Raw genomic sequence first — 20,845 nt, 5'->3', positions numbered from 1 at the left:
AAATGATTGAATGTCAAGATGTGTCCTTTTCTTATCTTGCCAGTACCCTTCCCGACAGTGAGAGGCAGGCCGGTGGCGCTTTGAAACATATTTCCTGCACTATTGAGGACGGTTCTTTTGTCCTGCTCTGCGGGACTTCCGGCTGTGGGAAAACAACCATGACCCGGTTGTTTAACGGCTTGATCCCCCATTATCATGAGGGGACTTATACCGGCTCCGTCTATCTGGATGGAAAGGATACCCGTGACCTGTCACTGTTTGATATTTCTCTGAAAGTCGGTTCTGTATTTCAAAATCCGCGTTCTCAGTTTTTCAATGTGGACACGACCAGCGAACTGGCTTTTGGCCCAGAGAATCACGGCATAGCGGAAGATCTTGTGCGTGACCGTGTAAAGCGTGTAGCTGCACAGCTAAAGTTGGAGCCGCTGCTTGATAGAAGTATTTTTTCTTTGTCCGGCGGTGAAAAGCAAAAAATCGCCTGCGGATCGGCAGCGGCGATTGACCCGGATATTTATGTGCTTGATGAGCCATCATCCAACCTTGACGCATACGCTATCGCTGATTTTCGACAGCTACTCTTTACTTTGAAATCGCAGGGAAAGACCATCATCATCTCTGAACATCGGCTGTATTATCTGTCCGGCCTCTTTGACCGTGTCCTGTACCTAAAAGATGGAGAAATCGAAGGTGATTATACAGCAGAGAAATTTTGCAGCCTGTCGGCAAGACAGCGCGATGATATGGGATTGCGCCCTCTTGATCTTGCGGGGCTTTCAGAAGTTGAAGGCACGCCGCAGAGAATGAATGAGGCGGTTTGGACGATAAAGAATGTGTCCTTTGCCTATAAGCATGAGCCGGAAACCTTGCATATAACGGAAACCTCTTTCCCATTCGGCAGCGCCACGGCCATCATCGGACATAATGGTGCGGGAAAATCCACCTTTGCCCGGTGCCTCTGCGGGTTGGAAAAGCACTTCAAAGGAACGGTGCAGGATCAGAGCAAGAACTATTCCAGAAAAGAACGATTGAAACTCTGTTATATGGTCATGCAGGATGTAAACCACCAGCTCTTTACCGAAAGTCTTCTGGATGAAATTCTGCTCAGTATGAGAACCGAGAATAAGCAAAGGGCAAGAGAAATCTTAAAGGAGATGGACTTGCTTTCCTTTGAGGACTGCCACCCGATGGGACTGTCCGGCGGTCAAAAGCAGCGCGTGGCGGTTGCCTCTGCGATTGCTTCGGAGCGCCCTCTGATTTTATTTGATGAACCGACCAGTGGCCTTGACCTGTTTCACATGAGGCAGGTTGCCAATGTTGTTAATCAGGTGGCGAATACTGGAAGAACTGCGCTTGTGGTAACGCATGACCCGGAATTTATTCTACGCTGCTGCAATTATGTCCTTCACTTAGAAAACGGGCAAATTCAGGAAAGTTATTCCATAGAGGACAGCGATGGCCGAAAACGCCTGCTAAAGTTTTTTCTGAGTGATATGAAGAAGGAGGTGTCCACAGAATGAAGGAGGAAAAGAAAGAGTCACCCATAGGCGTCTTATGGGGATGGGGCAAACCCTATCACGGGAAATTCATTGGCAGTATTATCCTTGCGGTATTAGGCGTTGCCTGCCAGATGGTGCCCTATTTCTGCGTGGCGCATATTGTCACAATGATGTTGTCTGGGGAACAGAATTATTCCCGCTATGTGACCGCTGGTATTATTGCACTGTGCGGATACTTTGGGAAGGTGCTGTTTTCCTGTCTTTCTACAACGATTTCCCACACAGTGACCTATTACACGCTGCGCGATCTGCGGGAAAATATCACCGCAAAGCTGGCCCGCGTCCCGATGGGGACGATTTTAGATACTCCGTCCGGCCAGTATAAAACAACGATTGTTGACCGGGTAGAAGGTATGGAGCCAACCTTCGCACACCTGATCCCGGAAATGACGGCAAATGTGCTGGTACCGCTTGTTATCGCCGTGTACCTGTTCCTTTTGGACTGGCGCATGGCGCTTCTGTCACTTGTTACGCTGGTGGTGGGCCTTGCTGTCATGTCTGCCGGCATGAAGAATTATCCCGTCAAATGGGAAAGCGCGGTTAAGGCAGGCAAGCAAATGGCAAATGTCATTGTAGAGTACATTGGTGGGATTGAGGTAGTCAAAGCGTTTAGTCAATCCGCCGGTTCCTACAAAAAATATTCTGACGCAGTAAACTATAACGCCAACTACTATGTGGACTGGATGAGAGAAAACCAGAAAACCATGAGCGCCTACAACGCCATTTTGCCATCGGTGTTGATTTGTGTGCTGCCCTGCGGCTTCGCGTTCTGGATCTCCGGCAGCCTGGAACTTTCCACTTTCCTGTCTATCGTAATTTTCTCGCTGGGACTGATTGGGCCGATTGTTGCAGCCTTTACCTTTACGGACGATTTGGCCGTATTAGGGACAAATGTGGAAGAAATCAGCCAGCTTTTGAACGCTGAAGAACTGAACCATAAGGATACGCCGGTCAAGCTGGAAGATACCGGCATTTCTCTTAGGTCTGTGTCTTTTTCCTATGACGGGACAACAGAGGTTTTGCATGGTGTGAGCCTGACCATCCGGCCCGGCACCATGACCGCCCTTGTGGAGCCGTCTGGCTCCGGCAAATCGACGGTGGCAAAGCTGATTGCCGGATATTGGGATGTTACATCCGGCAGCATTACCCTCGGCGGTCATGAGCTGAAGGATATACCGCTGTCTGAAATTGCAGATCAGATTTCCTATGTATCTCAGGACAACTACTTGTTTAACCGCAGTATCCGGGAGAATATCCGCATGGGAAGACCCAGCGCCACAGACGCGGAGGTGGAACAGGCCGCCGAACAAAGTGGTTGCGACGCCTTTATCCGCGGGCTGGACAATGGCTATGATACGGTTGTCGGCAGCACCGGTTCCCACCTTTCCGGTGGGGAGCGCCAGCGTATTGCCATCGCCCGTGCCATGCTGAAAAATGCGCCGGTTGTCATTTTGGACGAGGCAACTAGCAGCGTTGACCCGGAGAATGAGGACGAATTGCAGCGAGCTATCGAGGCACTGACTCATGATAAGACCAGCACTCATGAAATCGCCAGGTATCTGAAGATTACCGAAAAGGCAGTTTACAGGTGCATGGACAGGCTGAAAGAAAAAGTGAAGAAGATCTTCGAGTAATTCATGATAATCACAAAGCAGGGTGTGAGAACAAACTCCGCCCTGCTTATTATTTATTTAGAAAAAATAAAGCTGTTATCAAAACCAGTATTTAAAAATTTTATCAGTAATAAAGTGCAGAATGATGTTTGGATTGCTGTTTTTATGCAACTATTTCTTGTTGCTCTTGACAAAATCTTTTTTAAAGATTAAAATTATAACAGTGTTATATAGCACTGTTATATAGGAGGTGTGCAAAATAAACGGAAATGGAACGACTTTAGAAAATATCCATCGGGCAGCGAAAGCGGAATTTTTAGAAAAAGGATATAAAGACGCTTCTCTGCGGAATATTGTGAAATCCGTGGGAATGACTACCGGAGCCTTTTACGGATATTACAAAAGCAAAAAAGAACTTTTTGAAGCCATCGTTGGTGAACATTATGAATATATTCGTAACCGTTTTATAAAGGCACAGCAGGAGTTCGCCGAACTACCAGCTGCCCAGCAGCCGGAAGTCATGAGTGATATTTCGGGAATCTGCATGTACGATATTCTCTATTATGCGTACGAACATTTAGAGGAATGTAAACTGATCCTCTGCTGTTCGGAAGGGACAAAATTTGCCGGGCTAATTGATGAAATGGTGGAGATTGAGGTAGATGGGACGCATGCCTATCAGGATGTCTTAAGGCAGCTTGGACGGTCCTCTCCGCATATCGATCCTTCGCTGGAGCATATTCTGATCACCGGAATGTTTCATACTTTTTTTGAATTGATCATCCACGAAATGCCGCTCAAAGATGCCGAAAACTACGTTAGAGAAATGCGCGCCTTTTATACAGCAGGATGGATGAAAATTATGGGGCAGTAATGCCTTATAATTTTTGTTCGACAGTTAGCTACAGCTAACCTAAATTCGGATATTGTAAGAACATAGACGTGTTCTCTTTATCATAGACACAAAGAAAAGGAGGAATTTTTTTGAAAAAACAATCCAATTTATCACGCCTGCTGGAAATTGCAGGTAGCCATAAGTACCTGACCTATGCTTCCTGGGTGCTTTCTGCAATCAGTGCCCTGATCGCTCTGGTACCCTTCTATTACATCTGGAAAATGATCAAGGAAGTACTGGAGGTGGCACCGAATTTTGGCCAGGCACAGAACCTGACCGGTAATGGCTGGATGGCAGTATTGTTTGCGGTTATAGCGGTGCTTGTCTACATAGCAGGGCTGATGTGTTCCCATTTAGGGGCATTTCGTATCGCCACAAACCTGCGTATCCAGACCATGGAACATATTGTCAGACTTCCCTTAGGTTTTGCCGAAAGTTTTGGCAGCGGAAAACTGCGCAAGATCGTCAACGAATCCAGCGCAGCCACTGAAACCTATCTCGCTCATCAGCTTCCCGACAGAGCCAATGCCATTGCAAGCCCCTGTGGTCTTTTGGTGCTGTTGTTTGCATTTGACTGGAGACTGGGTCTGTTGAGCCTTGTTCCGGTTGTGCTGGGATTTCTGATCATGATGACAATGACCGGAAAGCAGATGCAGGAAAAGATGAAAGAATACCAGAATGCGCTGGATGATATGTCCAACGAAGCGGTAGAGTATGTCCGCGGGATTCCGGTGGTAAAAACCTTTGGCCAGACCATCTTTTCCTTTAAGAAGTTTAAAGAATCCATTGACCGGTATAAAGTATGGGTGATCGCTTATACCAAGCAGCTTCGGACACCGATGATGTTCTATACAGCTGCAATCAACGGAGTTTTTGCCACACTGATCGCCGGAGGCTTGTTGCTGACACAAGACGGTGTGACTTCCGGTTTCTTACTGGATCTCATTTTCTATATCATCATTACACCGGTTATTTCTATTACACTGACACGTATCATGTTCCAAAGTGAAAATGCCATGATCGTAGATGACGCTTTACAGAGAATTGACAGCGTTTTGCGTTTGAAGCCTCTGGAGGAAACCAAACATCCAATACACCCGCACAATGCTTCCGTGGAACTGAAATCGGTTCATTTCAGTTATGATGGAGAAAAAGAAGTATTAGAAGATATTTCACTGACCATTCCTGAAGGGCAGACGGTAGCTTTTGTAGGCCCGTCCGGCGGTGGTAAGACAACCCTTGCCAACCTGATTTCCCGATTCTTTGATCCCCAGAGCGGAATGGTAAAAATCGGTGGTGTTAATGTGAAAGACATCCCAAAAGAGGAACTCATGAATACGGTGTCTTTCGTATTTCAGAACAGCCGTCTCATCAAGGCGTCCATTCTGGAAAATGTGCGTATGGGAAAACCGGAAGCTACCCGTGAGGAAGTTCTGACTGCCCTTCATCACGCGCAATGCGATGATATTCTGGAAAAACTCCCACAGGGTGTGGATACGGTCATCGGTACAAAGGGGGTCTATCTATCCGGTGGAGAGCAGCAGCGAATTGCCATTGCCCGTGTGATGCTGAAAAATGCTCCGATTATTATTCTGGATGAAGCCACTGCCTTTGCTGACCCGGATAACGAAAGCCGTGTACAGGCTGCTTTCTCAAAACTTTCCGAGGGAAAGACAGTGATTATGATTGCCCACAGGCTTTCTACCTTAACAAATGTGGATCAGATTTTTGTCATTCAGGACGGACAGGTTGCCGAGTGCGGGAACAGTCGTGAATTGCTTGCAAAAGACGGCATTTTCAGCCGTATGTGGAAAAATTACCAGACTTCCGTGCAATGGAAGGTAACAAAGGAGGTGCAGTGATATGAGCAAAAAACTGCAGAAAAAATATGCCCTGTCTGAACAGGGAGCAAAAGACCTGATCAAAGGCTGCCTGGCCTGTGTCCTTCAGAATCTGTCTTTTATGTTCCCGGTAGGACTTTTATATTACCTGGTCAGCGATCTGATGAACGGGGGTGTTCCCGGTGGGAAAATTCCATTTTATGTGGCAGGCTGCGTGGTGTGTATCGGCTTGATTCTGCTGACCACTTTCTTTCAATACAATGCGACCTATTTTGCCACTTACAAAGAAAGCGGTGTCCGCCGCATTACCCTGGCAGAGCATCTGCGCAAAATCCCTCTTTCTTTTTTCGGAAAAAAGGATTTAGCCGATCTTACCAGTACCATTATGGCGGACTGTACCTTTCTGGAACAGAGTTTTTCACATTTTATCCCTGAGCTTGTGGGTTCGATCATTTCTACGGTTCTGATTTCTATCGGTCTGCTCTTTACGGACTGGAGAATGGCGCTGGCTGCCTTATGGGTTCTGCCGGTTGCTTTTGCGATTGTGGGATTTTCCGCAAAGATTCAGGAAAATCTGAATCAGAAAGCGATGGATGTGAAGATGGCCTGCGCAGACGGGATACAGGAGTGTATTGAAACAGTTCGTGACCTGAAAGCGAACAATGCGGAGCAGGCATATTTAAAAGGGCTGGAAAAGAAGATCCGTGCTGTGGAGCATCGTTCCATCCTCAATGAATTCGGCCTTGCTGTTTTTGTGGTTTCCGCATCGCTGGTGCTGAAGCTTGGTATTGCAACGGTTGCGCTGGTGGGAGCTGTTCTACTCATGCAAGGAAGCCTCTCCGTGCTTACATTCTTTATGTTCCTTCTGGTAGTATCCCGTTTATATGACCCTCTGCAGGGCGCGCTCCAGAATCTTGCGGCAGTCATCAGTACACGAACCAACATTGCCCGAATGAATGAGATTCTCGATCATCCGATCCAGCAAGGCAGTGACAGGCTTTCCAATCAGGGGTATGATATTGTCTTTGACCATGTTGGGTTTGCCTACAATACCGGAGAAACAGTATTGAAAGATGTTTCCTTTACGGCAAAACAGGGAGAGGTTACGGCTTTGGTCGGCCCATCTGGCGGCGGGAAAACAACCGTATCCCGGCTGGCTGCAAGATTCTGGGATATTAACAGAGGAAAGATTACCGTGGGAGGTATGGATGTATCCCGAATAGACCCGGAAACACTGCTTTCTCTGTATTCCATCGTATTCCAGGATGTCACACTGTTTGACAATACGATTCTGGAGAATATCCGAATCGGAAACAAAGACGCCACAGATGAACAGGTCATTGCGGCTGCGAAACTTGCCAATGTGGATGAATTTGCCAAAAAACTGCCGGATGGATGGCATACCAATATCGGAGAAAATGGCTGTGAACTATCCGGCGGAGAGCGCCAGCGTATCTCTATTGCCCGTGCATTTCTGAAAAATGCGCCGATCATTCTTTTGGATGAAGCGACTGCTTCCCTGGATGTGGAAAATGAAACTCTGATACAGACAGCCCTTTCCCGTCTGATCGCAGATAAAACCGTTCTGGTTATCGCCCACAGGATGCGTACCGTAGCCGGAGCAGATAAGATCGTTGTCCTTTCTGATGGTACAGTTGCAGAAGAAGGATCACCAAAGGATCTGGAAGAAAAGAATGGTGTATATGCCCATATGGTAAAACTGCAGACAGAAAGCCAGAACTGGAAACTTGCGTGAAGAAGGAGGAAATGTAATGAACAAGAACCATTGTAAGCAGGAAAATATCCGACTTGGTACCCACGGAGAAGACTATGGAAGCTGGATGTCCAACCCTGTCTTTTACATCATTGGCGGAATCATGGAACAGGTTCATCGAGTCGTTCTTTCTCATCTGGACTATGACGGCGAGGGGAAGATTCTGGAAGTAGGCTGCGGCTCCGGAGCATTGACAATCCGTTCAGCTCTGACATGGCCGAAAGCAAAAGTGATCGGTGTTGATTACTGGGGCGCTGTGTACAATTACAGCAAAGCACTCTGCGAGAAGAATGCTGCCAGTGAGGGCGTGGCTTCCCGCTGTGTATTTCAGCACGGTGATGCGAAGCAGCTGGATTTTCCTGATGAGAGCTTTGATGTAGTTATCAGCAACTATGTCTATCACAATGTTATGGGTGCTGATATGCAGAAACTGCTGCTGGAAAGCCTGCGGGTATTGAAAAAAGGCGGCGTCTTTGCACTCAACGATGATATGAAACCAAAGATGTACGGTGACATGGAAGGTTTTGCGCAGAAACTGCGGGATATGGGGTATGAGGAAGTACGACTCGTTGACACTGCACAGGAAGCTTTTGGCTCCCACCGTTGGGCTGCCATGATGATGCTGGGGTCTTCCCGGCTGCTTGTCGGCAGAAAGTAATGTATCAAAACAGGAGGTTTGGCTATGTCCAAGTTAGGAGTCGTGGAGGATACCCTGTTTGTCCCTATGCTGGGAAGAATTTATGCTGCTGAGCATTGCCCACAAATTTTATATGATAAAAAAGCATTGGAATTGAAAAAGAAGCTGCCTTCAGACTTGATTAAACAGAATATGCAGAACCAGTATACCCTTTTGGCCTCTGCTTCCCGGTCTGCTAATATGGATCGGATTATTCGGTCTTTTCTGGAACGCAGACCGGACGGTGTGATTGTCCAACTGGGCTGTGGTCTGGAGACAACCTATCACCGATGTGATAACGGGAAGACACACTGGTATGCCGTGGATCTGCCTCATGTAATCGAATACCGGCGGGGACTTCTTCCCGAACCAGAGAGGGAATTATATATTTCCGGGGATGCCTTTGCAAAGGATTGGATCAAAAAAGTTCGCAATGATGTACTTGATGCTCCTATTCTCGTTACTGCAGGCGGGTTATTTCATTATTTTGAGGAACATAAGGTCATTGCCCTTCTGCGTATGATTGGGCAATTTGGAAATATGGAAGTTGTTTTTGATACGGTGAACAAAAGAGGAATGACCATGATGAAGAAAAAATATATGAAACAGGTCGGCCATGCCGATGCACAAATGTTCTTTTATGTGGATTCAGCGGAAGAACTGGCAGCAAAGATCGGGGGTAATGTGAAGGTGATTGCGGAGGAACCATACTATCGTTACATCCCTAAAAATGGCTTAAAGCTATCCACAAAGGTCAGTATGACAGTTTCTGATCAATTCAAGATGGTAAAGATGATACATCTAAAACTATAGTGGATATACAATATCAGAGAGAGAGAACTTTATCATTTTTTCGGACGCACTGATGAAACACCATCAAAAGCCGCTTTCTATCACCAGCGTGCAAAATTAAAAGATAATGCACTATGGGAACTTTTGCAAATCTTTAACCAGAAGCTTCAACCAACTCTATACAGAAACCGTTATCGTTTGGTTGCTTGTGACGGTTCTGTTGCTGATGAAGTCGATCCGGAACTTCTGGCAAAAGTATTGGCTAATCCAGAGATGTGGGCATTGCTCAATTCACTGGCGAAAACGATGAAGTAATGAAAAATAGTGAAAAAATAGTGTAATTTTAATAAAAAAACAATTCATAAAACGATATAATATATGGATAAAATGAGGATATTTATTGTGTATATGGATATTCTATCTCCATCAGTAAACTAAGTAAAATAAAAATTCTGCTTTACAAACAACAGATAAAGTATTAAAATAAACAAAAAGATATCTTCAGGGCAGGGTGAGATTCCCTACCGGCGGTAAAGCCCGCGAGCCGAGAGGCATGATCCGGTGAGATTCCGGGGCCGACAGTACAGTCTGGATGGAAGAAGATGATAGTACAGTTGATTTTTTGTATGAATGAATGTAGTATCAGAGCTCTGAGATGGTGATCCATTTCAGAGCTTTTTATATAGGAAAATCAGACATTCATTTATCAATCATATGTAACAGATCAATTCCACCCTGCAGATATTTCTGCAGGCTTTTTTTGTATCTGGTACATCGTTTTCGAAATAACTATACCATTCACTTGTCTGTGAATCCGATTGCACATGTTTAAAAGCCTCGGCGTAGCCCAGGCAAAGAACAGGAATAAGAAAGAAGGAATAGAAATGACGGATCAGGAATATATGCTTCGGGCTATTCAACTGGCCAAAAAAGGAGAAGGCTGGACGAATCCCAATCCTATGGTAGGGGCAGTGATCGTAAAAGACGGAAAGATCATCGGGGAAGGCTATCATAAAAAGTATGGAGAACTTCACGCGGAACGTAATGCAATTGCTTCTCTTACAGAATCAGCAGAAGGTGCGGTGATTTATGTCACGTTGGAGCCTTGCTGTCATCATGGTAAAACACCTCCATGTACGGAAGCGATCATTGAACAGAAGATCAGAAAAGTGGTGATCGGTTCCAGAGATCCGAATCCGAAAGTGGCAGGAAAAGGTGTACAGATGTTAAGGGAAGCCGGTGTAACAGTAGTTGAAGATTTTATGAGAGAAGAATGTGATCAGCTGAACCCGGTGTTTTTCCATTATATTACTACGAAGACCCCTTATGTGGTAATGAAGTATGCCATGACACTGGATGGGAAGATCGCAACGAAAACAGGAGCATCAAAATGGATCACCGGAGAATCTGCACGAAAAGAAGTACAGCATATGCGGCATCAGTACATGGGAATCATGGCTGGTATTGGAACTGTGCTTGCAGATGATCCGATGTTAAACGTCCGGGTAGAAGGCTGGAAAAGTCCTGTCAGGATTGTGTGTGACAGTAAGCTCAGGATCCCGCCGGGCAGTCAGATTGTAAAAAGTGCGGAAAAGTACCGGACGATCGTGGCTTATGCAGAACAGAAAAATGCAAAAGAGAAAATAAAAATATTACATACCATGGGAGTTGAAACCATTTACTGTCCCGACGAAAAGAATCAGATAGACCTTAAGAAGCTGATGGCAGATCTGGGAAACAGAGGCATTGACAGCATCCTCCTGGAGGGAGGAGGTACGTTAAATGACAGTGCACTGCGAGCTGGAATTGTAAAGGAAGTACAGGCTTTTGTGGCACCAAAGCTGTTTGGCGGTGTGGCTGGGAAGACACCGGTAGAGGGTATTGGAGTTGAACTGCCGTCTGAAGCAGTGGAACTGAAATATACAGATATCTGTCAGATCGGTGAGGATATCCGGATAAAATGTCAGGTGTGTGATAAAAAACAGGAGGAATCATGTTTACAGGAATCGTAGAAGAGAAAGGAAAAGTCCGTTATATACAGCTGACAGGGGAATCAGGGATCCTGGCAGTGAAAGCCCGGAAAGTCCTGGAAGGGACAAGGATCGGTGACAGTATCGCTGTGAATGGTGTGTGTCTGACAGTTACGTCGATTCAGCCGGACGGATTTACTGCCGATGTGATGGCAGAGACGATCAGAAGAAGCAGTCTTGGCAGCTGCAAGGCCGGAAGCCAGGTAAACCTGGAACGTGCAATGGCTGCAGACGGCAGGTTCGGGGGACACATAGTAAGCGGCCATATTGATGGGACTGGCGTGATACGTTCCATGCTCCGGGAAGAAAATGCCATCTGGGTATCAATTGAGACATCGCCACAGATTTTGCATCTGATCGTGGAAAAAGGATCCGTCTGTATTGATGGGATCAGCCTGACAGTTGCAAGGGTTGATGAAGCTGGTTTTCAGGTGTCGGTCATTCCACATACAGGAGAAGAAACCACTCTTTTGGAAAAGGTGCCGGGGGATCTGGTTAATCTGGAAAATGATGTGATCGGAAAATACGTAGAAAAACTGCTTGGCATCAGAAAAAACGAAGAAGAGAAAAAAGAATCCGGAATTACGATGGAGTTTCTTGAAGAATTCGGGTTTTAGAACAGGAGGATATACACTATGTCACAAAATTATCAGTACAACACAATTGAAGAAGCACTTAGGGATCTTAAGGAAGGAAAAATAGTTCTGGTCACAGATGATCCGGACAGAGAAAATGAGGGAGATCTGATATGTGCGGCAGAGTTTGCGACCAGGGAAAATATTAATTTCATGGCGACCTATGCAAAGGGTCTTATCTGTACACCGATGAGTGCAGAAATTGCGGCGAGATTGAACTTTCCGCCGATGGTTGCGGAGAACACGGACAATCACAGTACAGCATTTACCGTGGCAGTAGATCACGCAGATACAACCACAGGTATCTCTGCGGAAGAGCGCTCCTATACTATCATGAAGTGTGTGGATGATCAGTCAAAACCGGAGGATTTCAGAAGACCGGGACATGTATTTCCGCTTATTTCCAGAAAAGGCGGGGTTCTGGTACGAAATGGCCATACGGAGGCAACAACAGATCTTTTGAGACTTGCCGGACTGAAGGAATGCGGCGTGTGCTGTGAAGTTATGAAAGAAGATGGAACTATGATGCGTACATCACAGCTATGGGAAATGGCAAAAGAGCATAACCTTACATTTATTACGATCCGTGATCTGCAGGATTATATAAGAATACATGAAAAGCATGTAAAGGAGGAAGCAGCTGCAAACCTCCCAACGCAGTACGGTGATTTTAAAATGTATGGTTATATCAATGACATTACAGGAGAGCATCATCTGGCACTGGTAAAAGGTGATCTGGGAGATGGTGAAGATGTGCTTTGCCGGGTACATTCGGAGTGTCTGACAGGGGATGCATTCGGATCACTCAGATGTGACTGTGGCCTGCAGCTGCAGACAGCGATGCGCCAGGTAGAGGCGGAAGGCAGAGGGATCATTCTGTATATGAGACAGGAAGGCAGAGGAATCGGACTGATCAATAAGATCAAAGCTTATGCGCTTCAGGAACAGGGATACGATACCGTGGAGGCTAATGTGAAGTTAGGGTTTGCACCGGATCTCAGAGAGTACTGGGTTGGGGCACAGATACTGTCAGACCTTGGTGTGAAATCATTAAGATTACTGACAAATAACCCGGATAAAGTTTATGGACTTGGTGAATTTGGGCTGAAGATCAATGAGAGAGTACCTCTGGAGATTCCGGTACAAAAGTATGACCGGAAGTATATGAAGACGAAGCAGGAAAAGATGGGTCATATTTTTAAAGAAATAAATTTATAAAAAAACAGTAAATATCAGGAGGAAGAAAAAATGAGACAGATCAATTTAGTAGAAGGAAAAGTAGTAGCACCGGAGGGAATGAAGGTTGGTATCGTGGCAGCGAGATTCAATGAGATCATTGTGAATAAATTATTGGGAGGGGCAGTCGACGGACTGGTAAGACATGGAGTAGAAGAAGAGAATATTACTGCTGCATGGGTGCCGGGAGCATTTGAGATCCCGCTTACAGCACAGAAAATGGCACAGTCAGGAAAATATGATGCAGTTATCTGCGTGGGAGCTGTCATCCGTGGAGATACTTCACATTATGATCTGGTGTGCAATGAATCTGCCAAGGGGATTGCACAGGTTGAACTTGCAACAGGAATCCCGGTCTTATTCGGAGTGATCACGACTGAGAATATCGAGCAGGCTATTGCGCGTGCAGGAAGCAAAGCAGGAAATAAAGGCTATGACTGTGCATTATCTGCGATCGAAATGGTCAATCTGATGAAGCAGCTCTAAAAGACAGGAAAATAAATGATGACAAAAACGATCATATTCGACTATGATGGAACGATCCATCATACCCTTGGAATCTATGAACCGGCATTTCGTGAAACCTATCAGTGGCTGACAGAACAGAAGGTTGCAGAAGAACGGGAGATAGGCTCGGCGGAAATTGCCGGCTGGCTGGGATTTAACAGTAAGGAGATGTGGAATACATTTTTGCCGGAGCTGGATCAGAGCTATAAAGAGCAGGCAAGCAGGATGGTAGGAGAACTGATGGTCAGACAGATCAGGAAGCATAAGGCAGTGTGGTATCCGGGAGCAGAGGAGATGCTTACAGCTTTGAAGAACCGGGGATATCATCTTGTGATCTTAAGTAACTGTAAGGCTTCATATCGTGAGGCGCACTGGAAGGAATTTGGGATGGAACGATGGTTCGATCATTTTTATGACTGTGAATCGTATGGATTCCGTCCAAAGACAGAAATTGTGCAGGAAATTATCCGGGAATATACAGGCCCTTATCTGGTGGTCGGAGACAGGAGGCAGGATCTGGAATGTGCCAGAGCTTGCAAAAGCCCTTTTATAGGATGCCTGTATGGATATGGTGAGAAAGGGGAACTGAATGGGGCTGATTATTATGCAGAACATATAGAGGATATACTGCAGATGGTGATATGATTTTTGCAATATAAAAATCTGAAGGAAAAAAGTTAAAAATAAGTACTTCTGTAAAATAAAAGGATATAGAAAATTTGCAACAACTTGTTGCAAATTCTGAGGCGGGGATGATTTTAGGATAGTCATAGTGATAGAGGTAATCCACTTTTCTAACCCCATCTGTACAGTAAAGTTCTCAAGTCCAGTTGTACAAAGCGCTACTGCACGGGGAACCAGATGGAATGCATCTCCACTTCCTAAAAGAACTGCCATAATTCCAAACATGGTAAACTGTCGGTTTCCTTTGCCTTTGCGGATCATTTATAGATTTTACTGTGGAAGATTTTGCATAAAGTGTTTTCCGTGCTTGTGTGTACCATTATCTGATATCAAAGCAGTACAGGGTGATTCCGGCCATGCACAGGTCAATATGATTACGGATGCGTACTCTCATATTCCGGATGATGACCAAAGGAAAAATGCAGAGCTTTTTAAAGAAGCATTTTATGAGAAAAAGAATCTGAATCCAGAGAGGCGGGCGTTGCTCAATTCGTTGGCGAAAACGATGAAGTAATGAAAAATAGTGAAAAAATAGTGTAATTTTAATGAAAAAACAATCCATAAAACGATATAATATATGGATGAAATGAGGATATTTATTGTGTATATGGATATTCTATCTCCATCAAATCTATTGAAATCTCCATCATTTGTTGATAGAATGATGGAAATAAATCTGAAGTGAAGGAGATTCCTATGAGAGACTTTGATTTTATTGTAAGTCCTGAAAAATTGTTAACACCTGAAATTGTTCAGATGGTTAGCAGCATTCATGAACATAAAGGCAAACAGGAATTATTTCTCGAAGCCAATGTAGATGAATTGAAAACACTCTTAGAAGTTGCATTGGTTCAGAGTACGGGAGCATCCAACCGAATCGAAGGTATATTTACAAGCGATAAGCGTTTGGAAGAATTGGTAAGTCAAAAAGCAGAACCCCGCAACCGATCTGAGCAGGAAATTGCTGGTTATCGTGAAGTACTTTCCACAATTTACGAAGGTTATGAATATATCAACCCAAGACCGAACATTATTTTGCAGTTACATCGAGATCTGTACTCCTATTCACAGGGATCTGCTGGTGGAAGTTATAAGAATTCCGATAATGTAATTGCAGAAACAGATGCCGAGGGTCATCAGAAGGCACGTTTTATTCCAGTTCCCGCATTTCAGACTGCTGAAGCGATGGAAGAACTTTGCGCTCGCTTCCTTGAAGCATGGGAAGCTGACCGCATTGATAAACTGGTTTTGATTCCCATGTTCATTCTGGACTTTCTGTGCATTCATCCTTTCAATGACGGAAATGGTAGGATGAGCCGTTTGCTCACTTTACTGCTTTTTTACAAGGCGGGATACATCGTTGGAAAATATGTCAGTATGGAAATGCTGATTGAAAAGACAAAAGAAACATATTATGAAGCCCTTCAAGCAAGTTCTACTGGCTGGCATGAGGGCGAAAACAGCTATGAGCCTTTTGTTAAATATTATCTGGGTATCATGTTGAAAGCATACAATGAATTCGAAAGCCGTGTAGAGTATTTGAAGCATCGGAGTCTTTCTAAGCCTGATAGAATTAAAGCGGTTATTGATAACAAGGTTGGCAAAATTACAAAGAAAGAAATCATGGAGCTTTGTCCTGATATAAGCAAAATTACCGTGGAAAGGACTTTGACGAATCTGGTTAAGAGTGGGTATATCGCAAAAGTTGGTGCAGGTCCATCTACTGGTTATGTCCGTGTTTAAAAATATGAAAGTAGCTTATAAATTTGCCAGTCAAAACCGGCATTTTCTTAGCAAAAATCATTGCCTTTTATGTCGGCTTCTATAGCCGTAATCCTTTAATATCTTTAATACGTGATAAGATCGTATTGCAGCTGCAGCTGATAACGCCGGGAAGTGTATCAATGACTGTGTGCAGGAAGTGTTCCATTTCATCACTTGATGAAGCAACGGCATGTACATGCAGCTTGTCTCTTCCTGTGACACGGTAAATCTGCGTGACAGTATCATTATTATGTAATATATCTGTCACCTGCGACAGATGGTCTGGTTTTATCTCGATTTCAAAATAGCATGAAACAGCACCGCTGATCTTTTGAGGGTTTATTATAGTTGTATATTCTTCAATTATGCCTTGTTTCTCCAGAGCCTGAATCCGGGCTTTTACTGCCACTCTGGAAATACCGGTTTCTTTACCGATATCAGAGTAAGAAATACGTGCATTTTCTATAAGCAACTGGATGATTTTCTGATCCAGTTCATCTAAACCGTTCAGGTACATAAGTGTCCCTCCTGTAAAATAATATCCTCCGGATATTAAATATCATATCATTTATTTAGCTGAAAGTAAACGCGGGCTTGACTTAGCAGCTGTAGCTACATATAATTGTTTCATAACGTAATTTAAAACTTGCGTTTTGAATGTATGGAATAGATTCTGGTGAAGGAAAGAATAAGCGAAATTATAAAGGCTTTGGAGGAATATGATAATGTCAAAAGATGAATATTTGCTCACAGATACGCCTCTTAAAGCGTTGACGGTTTTTGCAATGCCAATGATTTTGGGCAGTTTTTTTCAGCAAATATACAATATGGCTGACTCTATCATCGTCGGCCAATTTGTTGGCTCCTCTGCACTTGCAGCTGTCGGGGCCTGCGCAGCGCTGACCAATGTTTTCATTTGTGTGGCACTGGGGGCAGGTGTCGGTGCCGGTGTGCTCGTGAGCCGCTATTTCGGTGCCAGGGAGTATGGAAAAATGAAGACCATCGTGTCAACGTCCTTGTTTAGCTTTTTAATTTTAAGCATAGTCCTTGGTGTTTTTGGCTTTTGCTTTTCCCACTCGATGATGAGAGTATTACAAACCCCTGGCGATATACTGAATGATGCAGTGTTATATCTGCGGGTCTATTTTGTGGGCTTTCCGTTTCTGTTTATGTATAACATTCTTTCCAACATGTTCACTTCCATTGGTGAATCAAAAATCCCACTGGGGCTCCTGGTATTCTCGTCAATCTTAAATATTTTTATGGATCTTTGGATGGTGGCAGGACTTGGTCTCGGTGTGTTTGGTGCAGCCCTTGCGACTCTTATAGCACAGGGGATTTCTGCGGTGTTTTCACTTTTTCTTTTCCTTAGCCGGATGCGTCGATATAAAAGTCGCTTTGACTGGTTTGACAGGCAGGAGTTATATTCCATGCTTCAAATTGCTGTACCTTCGGTTCTTCAGCAGTCTACAGTGTCCATCGGTATGATGATCGTACAGGCTGTTGTAAATCCTTTCGGTACACAGGCACTTGCGGGTTATGCGGCGACGATGCGGGTAGAGAATGTTTTTTCATTGATTTTTGTATCCATTGGCAATGCGGTTTCCCCATATGTTTCCCAGAATCTTGGTGCAAAGAAAATTGAACGGATCAAAAAAGGATATCACGCTGCACTGGTGTTAGATGTATGTTTTGCAGTTCTTGCTTTTATAGTCATTGAAACATTGCATACTCAGATTTCCTCACTATTCCTTGGTAAAGATGGAACTGCCCTGGCTTATCAGGTATCCGAGGGTTATATGAGATGGCTCGGTTACTTCTTCATCTTTATGGGAATCAAAATGGCAACCGATGGGGTCCTTCGTGGTCTTGGAATCATGCGCCCGTTCCTTATTGCAAATATGGTGAATCTGGCGATCCGTCTGTCGGTTGCTTTGATTTGTGCACCGCGTTTTGGCATTGTGTTTGTCTGGCTTGCTGTACCAGCAGGTTGGTTTGCAAACTTTTTAATATCCTATGTGGCTCTTCGGAGATCATGGCCGACTGATAAAGAGGTGCAATCTCGATAGCCTAAAGTAATTTAAAAGGAGAAATTTATAGTATGAACGATAAATGTGTGGTATTGAATGCAAAGAAAATGAATTTTGATGGGAAGCTGGATTTTTCCGTTTTATCTTCTGATGTTACAGTATATGATGATACAACAGAACAGCAGCTGTCAGAGCGTATTCAGGGTGCAGATATCATTGTAACAAAGGAGATGCCTGTGAGTGCAGAAATGATACAGAAATTTCCGGAATCTGTTAAACTGATCTGCGAGGCAGGTACAGGATATAATAATATTGACCTTGAAGCAGCACGAAAGAAGGGGATTACAGTCTGCAATATCCCGGCATACAGCACAGAACGTGTGGCACATACTGCGATCATGATGATATTGAATCTGAGTTCTGCAATGCAGGTACAGATGAAGATGCTGGCATGCGGAAATCATGACAATTTTACCAGAAATCTTCAGGTTCCGCATGTTGAGGTAAATGGAAAAACACTTGGTGTTATAGGTGCAGGACACATTGGCAGGAAAGTTATCCAGATCGCACAGGCTTTGGATATGAACATACTTGTATATACCAGGACACCGAAAGAGGATGAGAAGGGGATCTGCTATGTATCGCTTGAGGAGCTGCTTAAGAATAGTGATTATGTTTCCATGCACTGTCCATTGACAGAAAGTACAAAACATATGATCAATAAAGAAACTCTATCGCTTATGAAGCCATCAGCGTTTATTATTAATACTTCAAGAGGTGCGCTTATTGATGAGGCTGCTCTTATAGAAGCATTAGAAAATGGTATGATTGCAGGAGCCGGACTTGATGTTCAGGAAACTGAACCACCTGAAGAAGCAAACCCTCTTTATACTATGGATCAAGTCCTTTTGACGCCACATATGGGATGGAAAGGACTTGAGACAAGACAGCGGTTGGTTTCTATTCTGGCGGATAATATAAAGCAGTTTATGGAAGGAAATCCGATCAATGTTGTATCAGATCTATAGTATCTGGCAGCAAAGTGATGATATAACTTCCGGGTTTGCAGAGTGAAAAAAATATAATTACAATCAATAAGTCAGTGCTTTGATATCTTCTTCCAATATAGCAGGAATAACATAAACAATAGAATTACTGGAAAAAATAAGTCCGAATAGTCGTCAGAAACGCTGAGAAGAAATTATTCTCAGCGTTTTTTGAACATTACTATAATGTCAAGGAATCTTCTGCATCTACCCCACATCTGTAAATTTCCATCAAGATACAGTCTCGCATATTCTAGTGGTTCATCAATGGCAAGTGTGTTTAATGCACAATCTGATCCGGGTGTGGTTCTCAAATTCTTTTCTGCTTTCCAGCAGTCAATGCGAAGCATATAGCCTGCACTGATATAAACATCAATGCTGTTTCGTCCGGGATTATATTCTGCAAATATTGTTCTCATCGTATTTTATCTCCTTATCGTTCAATCAATTATTTGCTACAAAAATCAGAAGCATTTCAATCAGTTCACCATGTCACTTTTATTTTGTGTTATACTGTTTTACATAATTTTCTTGGTCTTGTATTTTCCCTTATCAGAGTTCGTAAACACTGGCGGGACGATATAACACAAGGGAAACAATAAGGGAAAGCTCAATCGGTATTTGAGGAAAAGAAGAATGGAAGATAAAAAAATATTACTCGATAATATTAACAAAATTCATACAACTGAACTGGGAGTTGATAGAATTAAAAGAAATCTAAAAATAGATATAGTAGATGTTGTTGAGTATTGCAAAAATAAGGTGTTGGATGAAAATTGCCATATATACAAACAAGGTAAAAATTGGTATTGCGAAATTGAAAATGTCAAAATCACTATCAATTCATATAGTTATACAATTATTACAGCACATATTATTAAGTAAATTATAAGTTGAGGTGAAATTATGGCATCAAGCAAAGAATATTTAGAGTTTATTTTAGGGCAGCTATCTGAGTTAGAAGAAATTACTTATCGAGCTATGATGGGAGAATTTATTATTTATTATCGAGGAAAGATTGTAGGTGGTATCTATGATGATAGATTACTTGTTAAACCAGTAAAAGCAGCAATTAGTTATATGCCGACAGCTTCATATGAATTACCCTATGAGGGAGCAAAAGAGATGTTGTTGGTAGATGAAGTTGATAATAAGGGATTTTTGGCAGGTTTGTTTGGTGCTATGTATGACGAACTGCCAGCTCCAAAACCGAAAAAGAAGAAACAAACAACCCCCAGTTTTTAAAACTAAGAAAACTGGAATTTACGGAGGTTAAAGATATGGATTATATTAGAGACCGAAAAAGTAATATTTCATTTAGCTTACATGATAGTAGGATATTACAGATTGAAATTAATGAAGATAAATTATCCTTAAATATGGATCGAATATTTCAATATACTGATAATGAAGAAAAGTGGTATAAGGGAATAATTGAATTTACAAATATTGATAAAGAAGAGTGCAATATTATGGTATTTAACGCTCCATACGGGTATAACGAAGTGAAATCTTTTTCTGGTAAAGAATTATCTTTTGATGAATTTAAGGAGCAATACCCTAATGCAGAATTTGAAATCGTTACAGAGGGATATTGCGGATATGACATAACATTTCAGGGATACATTTGGCAAGCAGAGAACGTTTCGCTTTTTGGAATCATGAGAATCTGGAATATAGGTAATATGATATATCGAATTTAACAACTTCCAGTTGAACAAAATCGCTGCGCGATGGCCTGCCAAGGCTGTGGCGCAGTTTTATTT

General features: G+C 43.4%; 21 protein-coding genes, 2 pseudogenes and 1 riboswitch. Of the genes and pseudogenes, 21 read left to right on the top strand and 2 right to left on the bottom strand.

Annotated features, from left to right (window positions below):
• The first annotated feature begins 2 nt into the window (after positions 1 to 2).
• From DWZ38_RS20740 to DWZ38_RS20660, 16 genes and pseudogenes are all read left to right on the top strand, one after another.
• Positions 3 to 1,517 (top strand): energy-coupling factor ABC transporter ATP-binding protein, encoded by a 1,515-nt coding sequence (locus DWZ38_RS20740; protein WP_117855186.1) that lies wholly within the window; start codon positions 3 to 5, stop codon positions 1,515 to 1,517.
• Positions 1,514 to 3,067: pseudogene (locus tag DWZ38_RS20735) on the top strand (ABC transporter ATP-binding protein); the annotation flags it as partial. The gene DWZ38_RS20740 and the pseudogene DWZ38_RS20735, both read left to right, overlap by 4 nt.
• A gap of 126 nt (positions 3,068 to 3,193) precedes the next feature.
• Positions 3,194 to 3,382, top strand: a complete 189-nt coding sequence (locus DWZ38_RS22560) for a hypothetical protein (protein WP_117855183.1) — start codon at positions 3,194 to 3,196, stop codon at positions 3,380 to 3,382.
• Between the two features lie 46 nt (positions 3,383 to 3,428).
• A complete protein-coding gene (locus DWZ38_RS20725; protein WP_347520304.1) occupies positions 3,429 to 4,043 on the top strand; it encodes a TetR/AcrR family transcriptional regulator in 615 nt (204 codons plus the stop codon).
• 110 nt (positions 4,044 to 4,153) lie between these two features.
• Complete coding sequence (locus tag DWZ38_RS20720; protein ID WP_117855179.1) at positions 4,154 to 5,926, top strand: ABC transporter ATP-binding protein; 1,773 nt, start codon at positions 4,154 to 4,156, stop codon at positions 5,924 to 5,926.
• 1 nt (position 5,927) lies between these two features.
• Positions 5,928 to 7,661 carry an ABC transporter ATP-binding protein gene (locus DWZ38_RS20715; RefSeq protein ID WP_117855176.1) on the top strand — a complete coding sequence of 578 codons (1,734 nt, stop codon included), beginning with the start codon at positions 5,928 to 5,930 and terminating at the stop codon, positions 7,659 to 7,661.
• A gap of 16 nt (positions 7,662 to 7,677) precedes the next feature.
• Positions 7,678 to 8,337 (top strand): class I SAM-dependent methyltransferase, encoded by a 660-nt coding sequence (locus DWZ38_RS20710; RefSeq protein WP_117855174.1) that lies wholly within the window; start codon positions 7,678 to 7,680, stop codon positions 8,335 to 8,337.
• A gap of 24 nt (positions 8,338 to 8,361) precedes the next feature.
• Positions 8,362 to 9,168: a class I SAM-dependent methyltransferase gene (locus DWZ38_RS20705; protein ID WP_117855172.1), complete on the top strand. Its 807-nt coding sequence runs from the start codon at positions 8,362 to 8,364 to the stop codon at positions 9,166 to 9,168.
• A gap of 123 nt (positions 9,169 to 9,291) precedes the next feature.
• Positions 9,292 to 9,462 carry a hypothetical protein gene (locus DWZ38_RS22555; protein ID WP_004844976.1) on the top strand — a complete coding sequence of 57 codons (171 nt, stop codon included), beginning with the start codon at positions 9,292 to 9,294 and terminating at the stop codon, positions 9,460 to 9,462.
• 178 nt (positions 9,463 to 9,640) lie between these two features.
• Positions 9,641 to 9,755, top strand: a riboswitch (FMN riboswitch).
• 276 nt (positions 9,756 to 10,031) lie between these two features.
• Positions 10,032 to 11,159 carry a bifunctional diaminohydroxyphosphoribosylaminopyrimidine deaminase/5-amino-6-(5-phosphoribosylamino)uracil reductase RibD gene (gene ribD, locus DWZ38_RS20695; protein ID WP_009243651.1) on the top strand — a complete coding sequence of 376 codons (1,128 nt, stop codon included), beginning with the start codon at positions 10,032 to 10,034 and terminating at the stop codon, positions 11,157 to 11,159.
• Entirely contained in the window at positions 11,141 to 11,794 is a 654-nt protein-coding gene (gene ribE, locus DWZ38_RS20690) for a riboflavin synthase (protein WP_004844978.1), read from the top strand. The genes ribD and ribE (DWZ38_RS20690) overlap by 19 nt, the downstream gene beginning before the upstream one ends.
• Positions 11,795 to 11,812: 18 nt before the next feature.
• A complete protein-coding gene (locus DWZ38_RS20685) occupies positions 11,813 to 13,030 on the top strand; it encodes a bifunctional 3,4-dihydroxy-2-butanone-4-phosphate synthase/GTP cyclohydrolase II (protein ID WP_117855170.1) in 1,218 nt (405 codons plus the stop codon).
• Between the two features lie 30 nt (positions 13,031 to 13,060).
• Positions 13,061 to 13,534 carry a 6,7-dimethyl-8-ribityllumazine synthase gene (gene ribE / locus DWZ38_RS20680; RefSeq protein WP_006427673.1) on the top strand — a complete coding sequence of 158 codons (474 nt, stop codon included), beginning with the start codon at positions 13,061 to 13,063 and terminating at the stop codon, positions 13,532 to 13,534.
• 15 nt (positions 13,535 to 13,549) lie between these two features.
• Positions 13,550 to 14,200, top strand: a complete 651-nt coding sequence (locus tag DWZ38_RS20675) for an HAD family hydrolase (protein WP_117855168.1) — start codon at positions 13,550 to 13,552, stop codon at positions 14,198 to 14,200.
• A 364-nt stretch (positions 14,201 to 14,564) separates the two neighbouring features.
• Positions 14,565 to 14,753 (top strand): annotated as a pseudogene (locus tag DWZ38_RS23005) (hypothetical protein); the annotation flags it as partial.
• 182 nt (positions 14,754 to 14,935) lie between these two features.
• Positions 14,936 to 15,982 (top strand): Fic family protein, encoded by a 1,047-nt coding sequence (locus DWZ38_RS20660; RefSeq protein WP_117855166.1) that lies wholly within the window; start codon positions 14,936 to 14,938, stop codon positions 15,980 to 15,982.
• A 79-nt stretch (positions 15,983 to 16,061) separates the two neighbouring features.
• Here the strand turns inward: DWZ38_RS20660 and DWZ38_RS20655 are convergent, their stop codons facing one another.
• Positions 16,062 to 16,520 carry an Lrp/AsnC family transcriptional regulator gene (locus tag DWZ38_RS20655; protein WP_015541477.1) on the bottom strand — a complete coding sequence of 153 codons (459 nt, stop codon included), beginning with the start codon at positions 16,518 to 16,520 and terminating at the stop codon, positions 16,062 to 16,064.
• 208 nt (positions 16,521 to 16,728) lie between these two features.
• On the opposite strand from DWZ38_RS20655, the gene DWZ38_RS20650 reads away from it, so the two are divergent.
• On the top strand, positions 16,729 to 18,072 hold the full coding sequence (locus tag DWZ38_RS20650; protein WP_117855163.1) for an MATE family efflux transporter: 1,344 nt from the start codon (positions 16,729 to 16,731) through the stop codon (positions 18,070 to 18,072).
• A gap of 32 nt (positions 18,073 to 18,104) precedes the next feature.
• The gene (locus DWZ38_RS20645; protein ID WP_117855161.1) at positions 18,105 to 19,061 is read left to right on the top strand and encodes an NAD(P)-dependent oxidoreductase; all 957 of its coding nucleotides are present in this window, start codon (positions 18,105 to 18,107) and stop codon (positions 19,059 to 19,061) included.
• A gap of 179 nt (positions 19,062 to 19,240) precedes the next feature.
• Here DWZ38_RS20645 and DWZ38_RS20640 read toward each other — a convergent pair whose 3' ends face one another.
• Positions 19,241 to 19,498, bottom strand: a complete 258-nt coding sequence (locus DWZ38_RS20640) for a DUF6061 family protein (RefSeq protein ID WP_072522455.1) — start codon at positions 19,496 to 19,498, stop codon at positions 19,241 to 19,243.
• A 217-nt stretch (positions 19,499 to 19,715) separates the two neighbouring features.
• On the opposite strand from DWZ38_RS20640, the gene DWZ38_RS20635 reads away from it, so the two are divergent.
• Genes DWZ38_RS20635 through DWZ38_RS20625 form a run of 3 tightly spaced genes read left to right on the top strand, consistent with a single transcriptional unit; the run spans position 19,716 to position 20,782 of the window.
• Positions 19,716 to 19,964 (top strand): DUF3781 domain-containing protein, encoded by a 249-nt coding sequence (locus DWZ38_RS20635; RefSeq protein WP_117567917.1) that lies wholly within the window; start codon positions 19,716 to 19,718, stop codon positions 19,962 to 19,964.
• A gap of 21 nt (positions 19,965 to 19,985) precedes the next feature.
• The gene (locus DWZ38_RS20630) at positions 19,986 to 20,324 is read left to right on the top strand and encodes a TfoX/Sxy family protein (RefSeq protein ID WP_117855159.1); all 339 of its coding nucleotides are present in this window, start codon (positions 19,986 to 19,988) and stop codon (positions 20,322 to 20,324) included.
• Positions 20,325 to 20,359: 35 nt separating this feature from the next.
• Positions 20,360 to 20,782, top strand: a complete 423-nt coding sequence (locus tag DWZ38_RS20625; RefSeq protein ID WP_117855156.1) for a hypothetical protein — start codon at positions 20,360 to 20,362, stop codon at positions 20,780 to 20,782.
• Positions 20,783 to 20,845 lie beyond the last annotated feature (63 nt).

The organism is Ruminococcus sp. AF31-8BH, from assembly GCF_003460605.1.
In the GTDB taxonomy this organism is placed as follows: Bacteria; Bacillota; Clostridia; order Lachnospirales; family Lachnospiraceae; genus Blautia_A; species Blautia_A acetigignens.
Note: the sequence above shows the minus strand (reverse complement) of the source record. Positions and strands in the feature narration are given on the sequence as shown.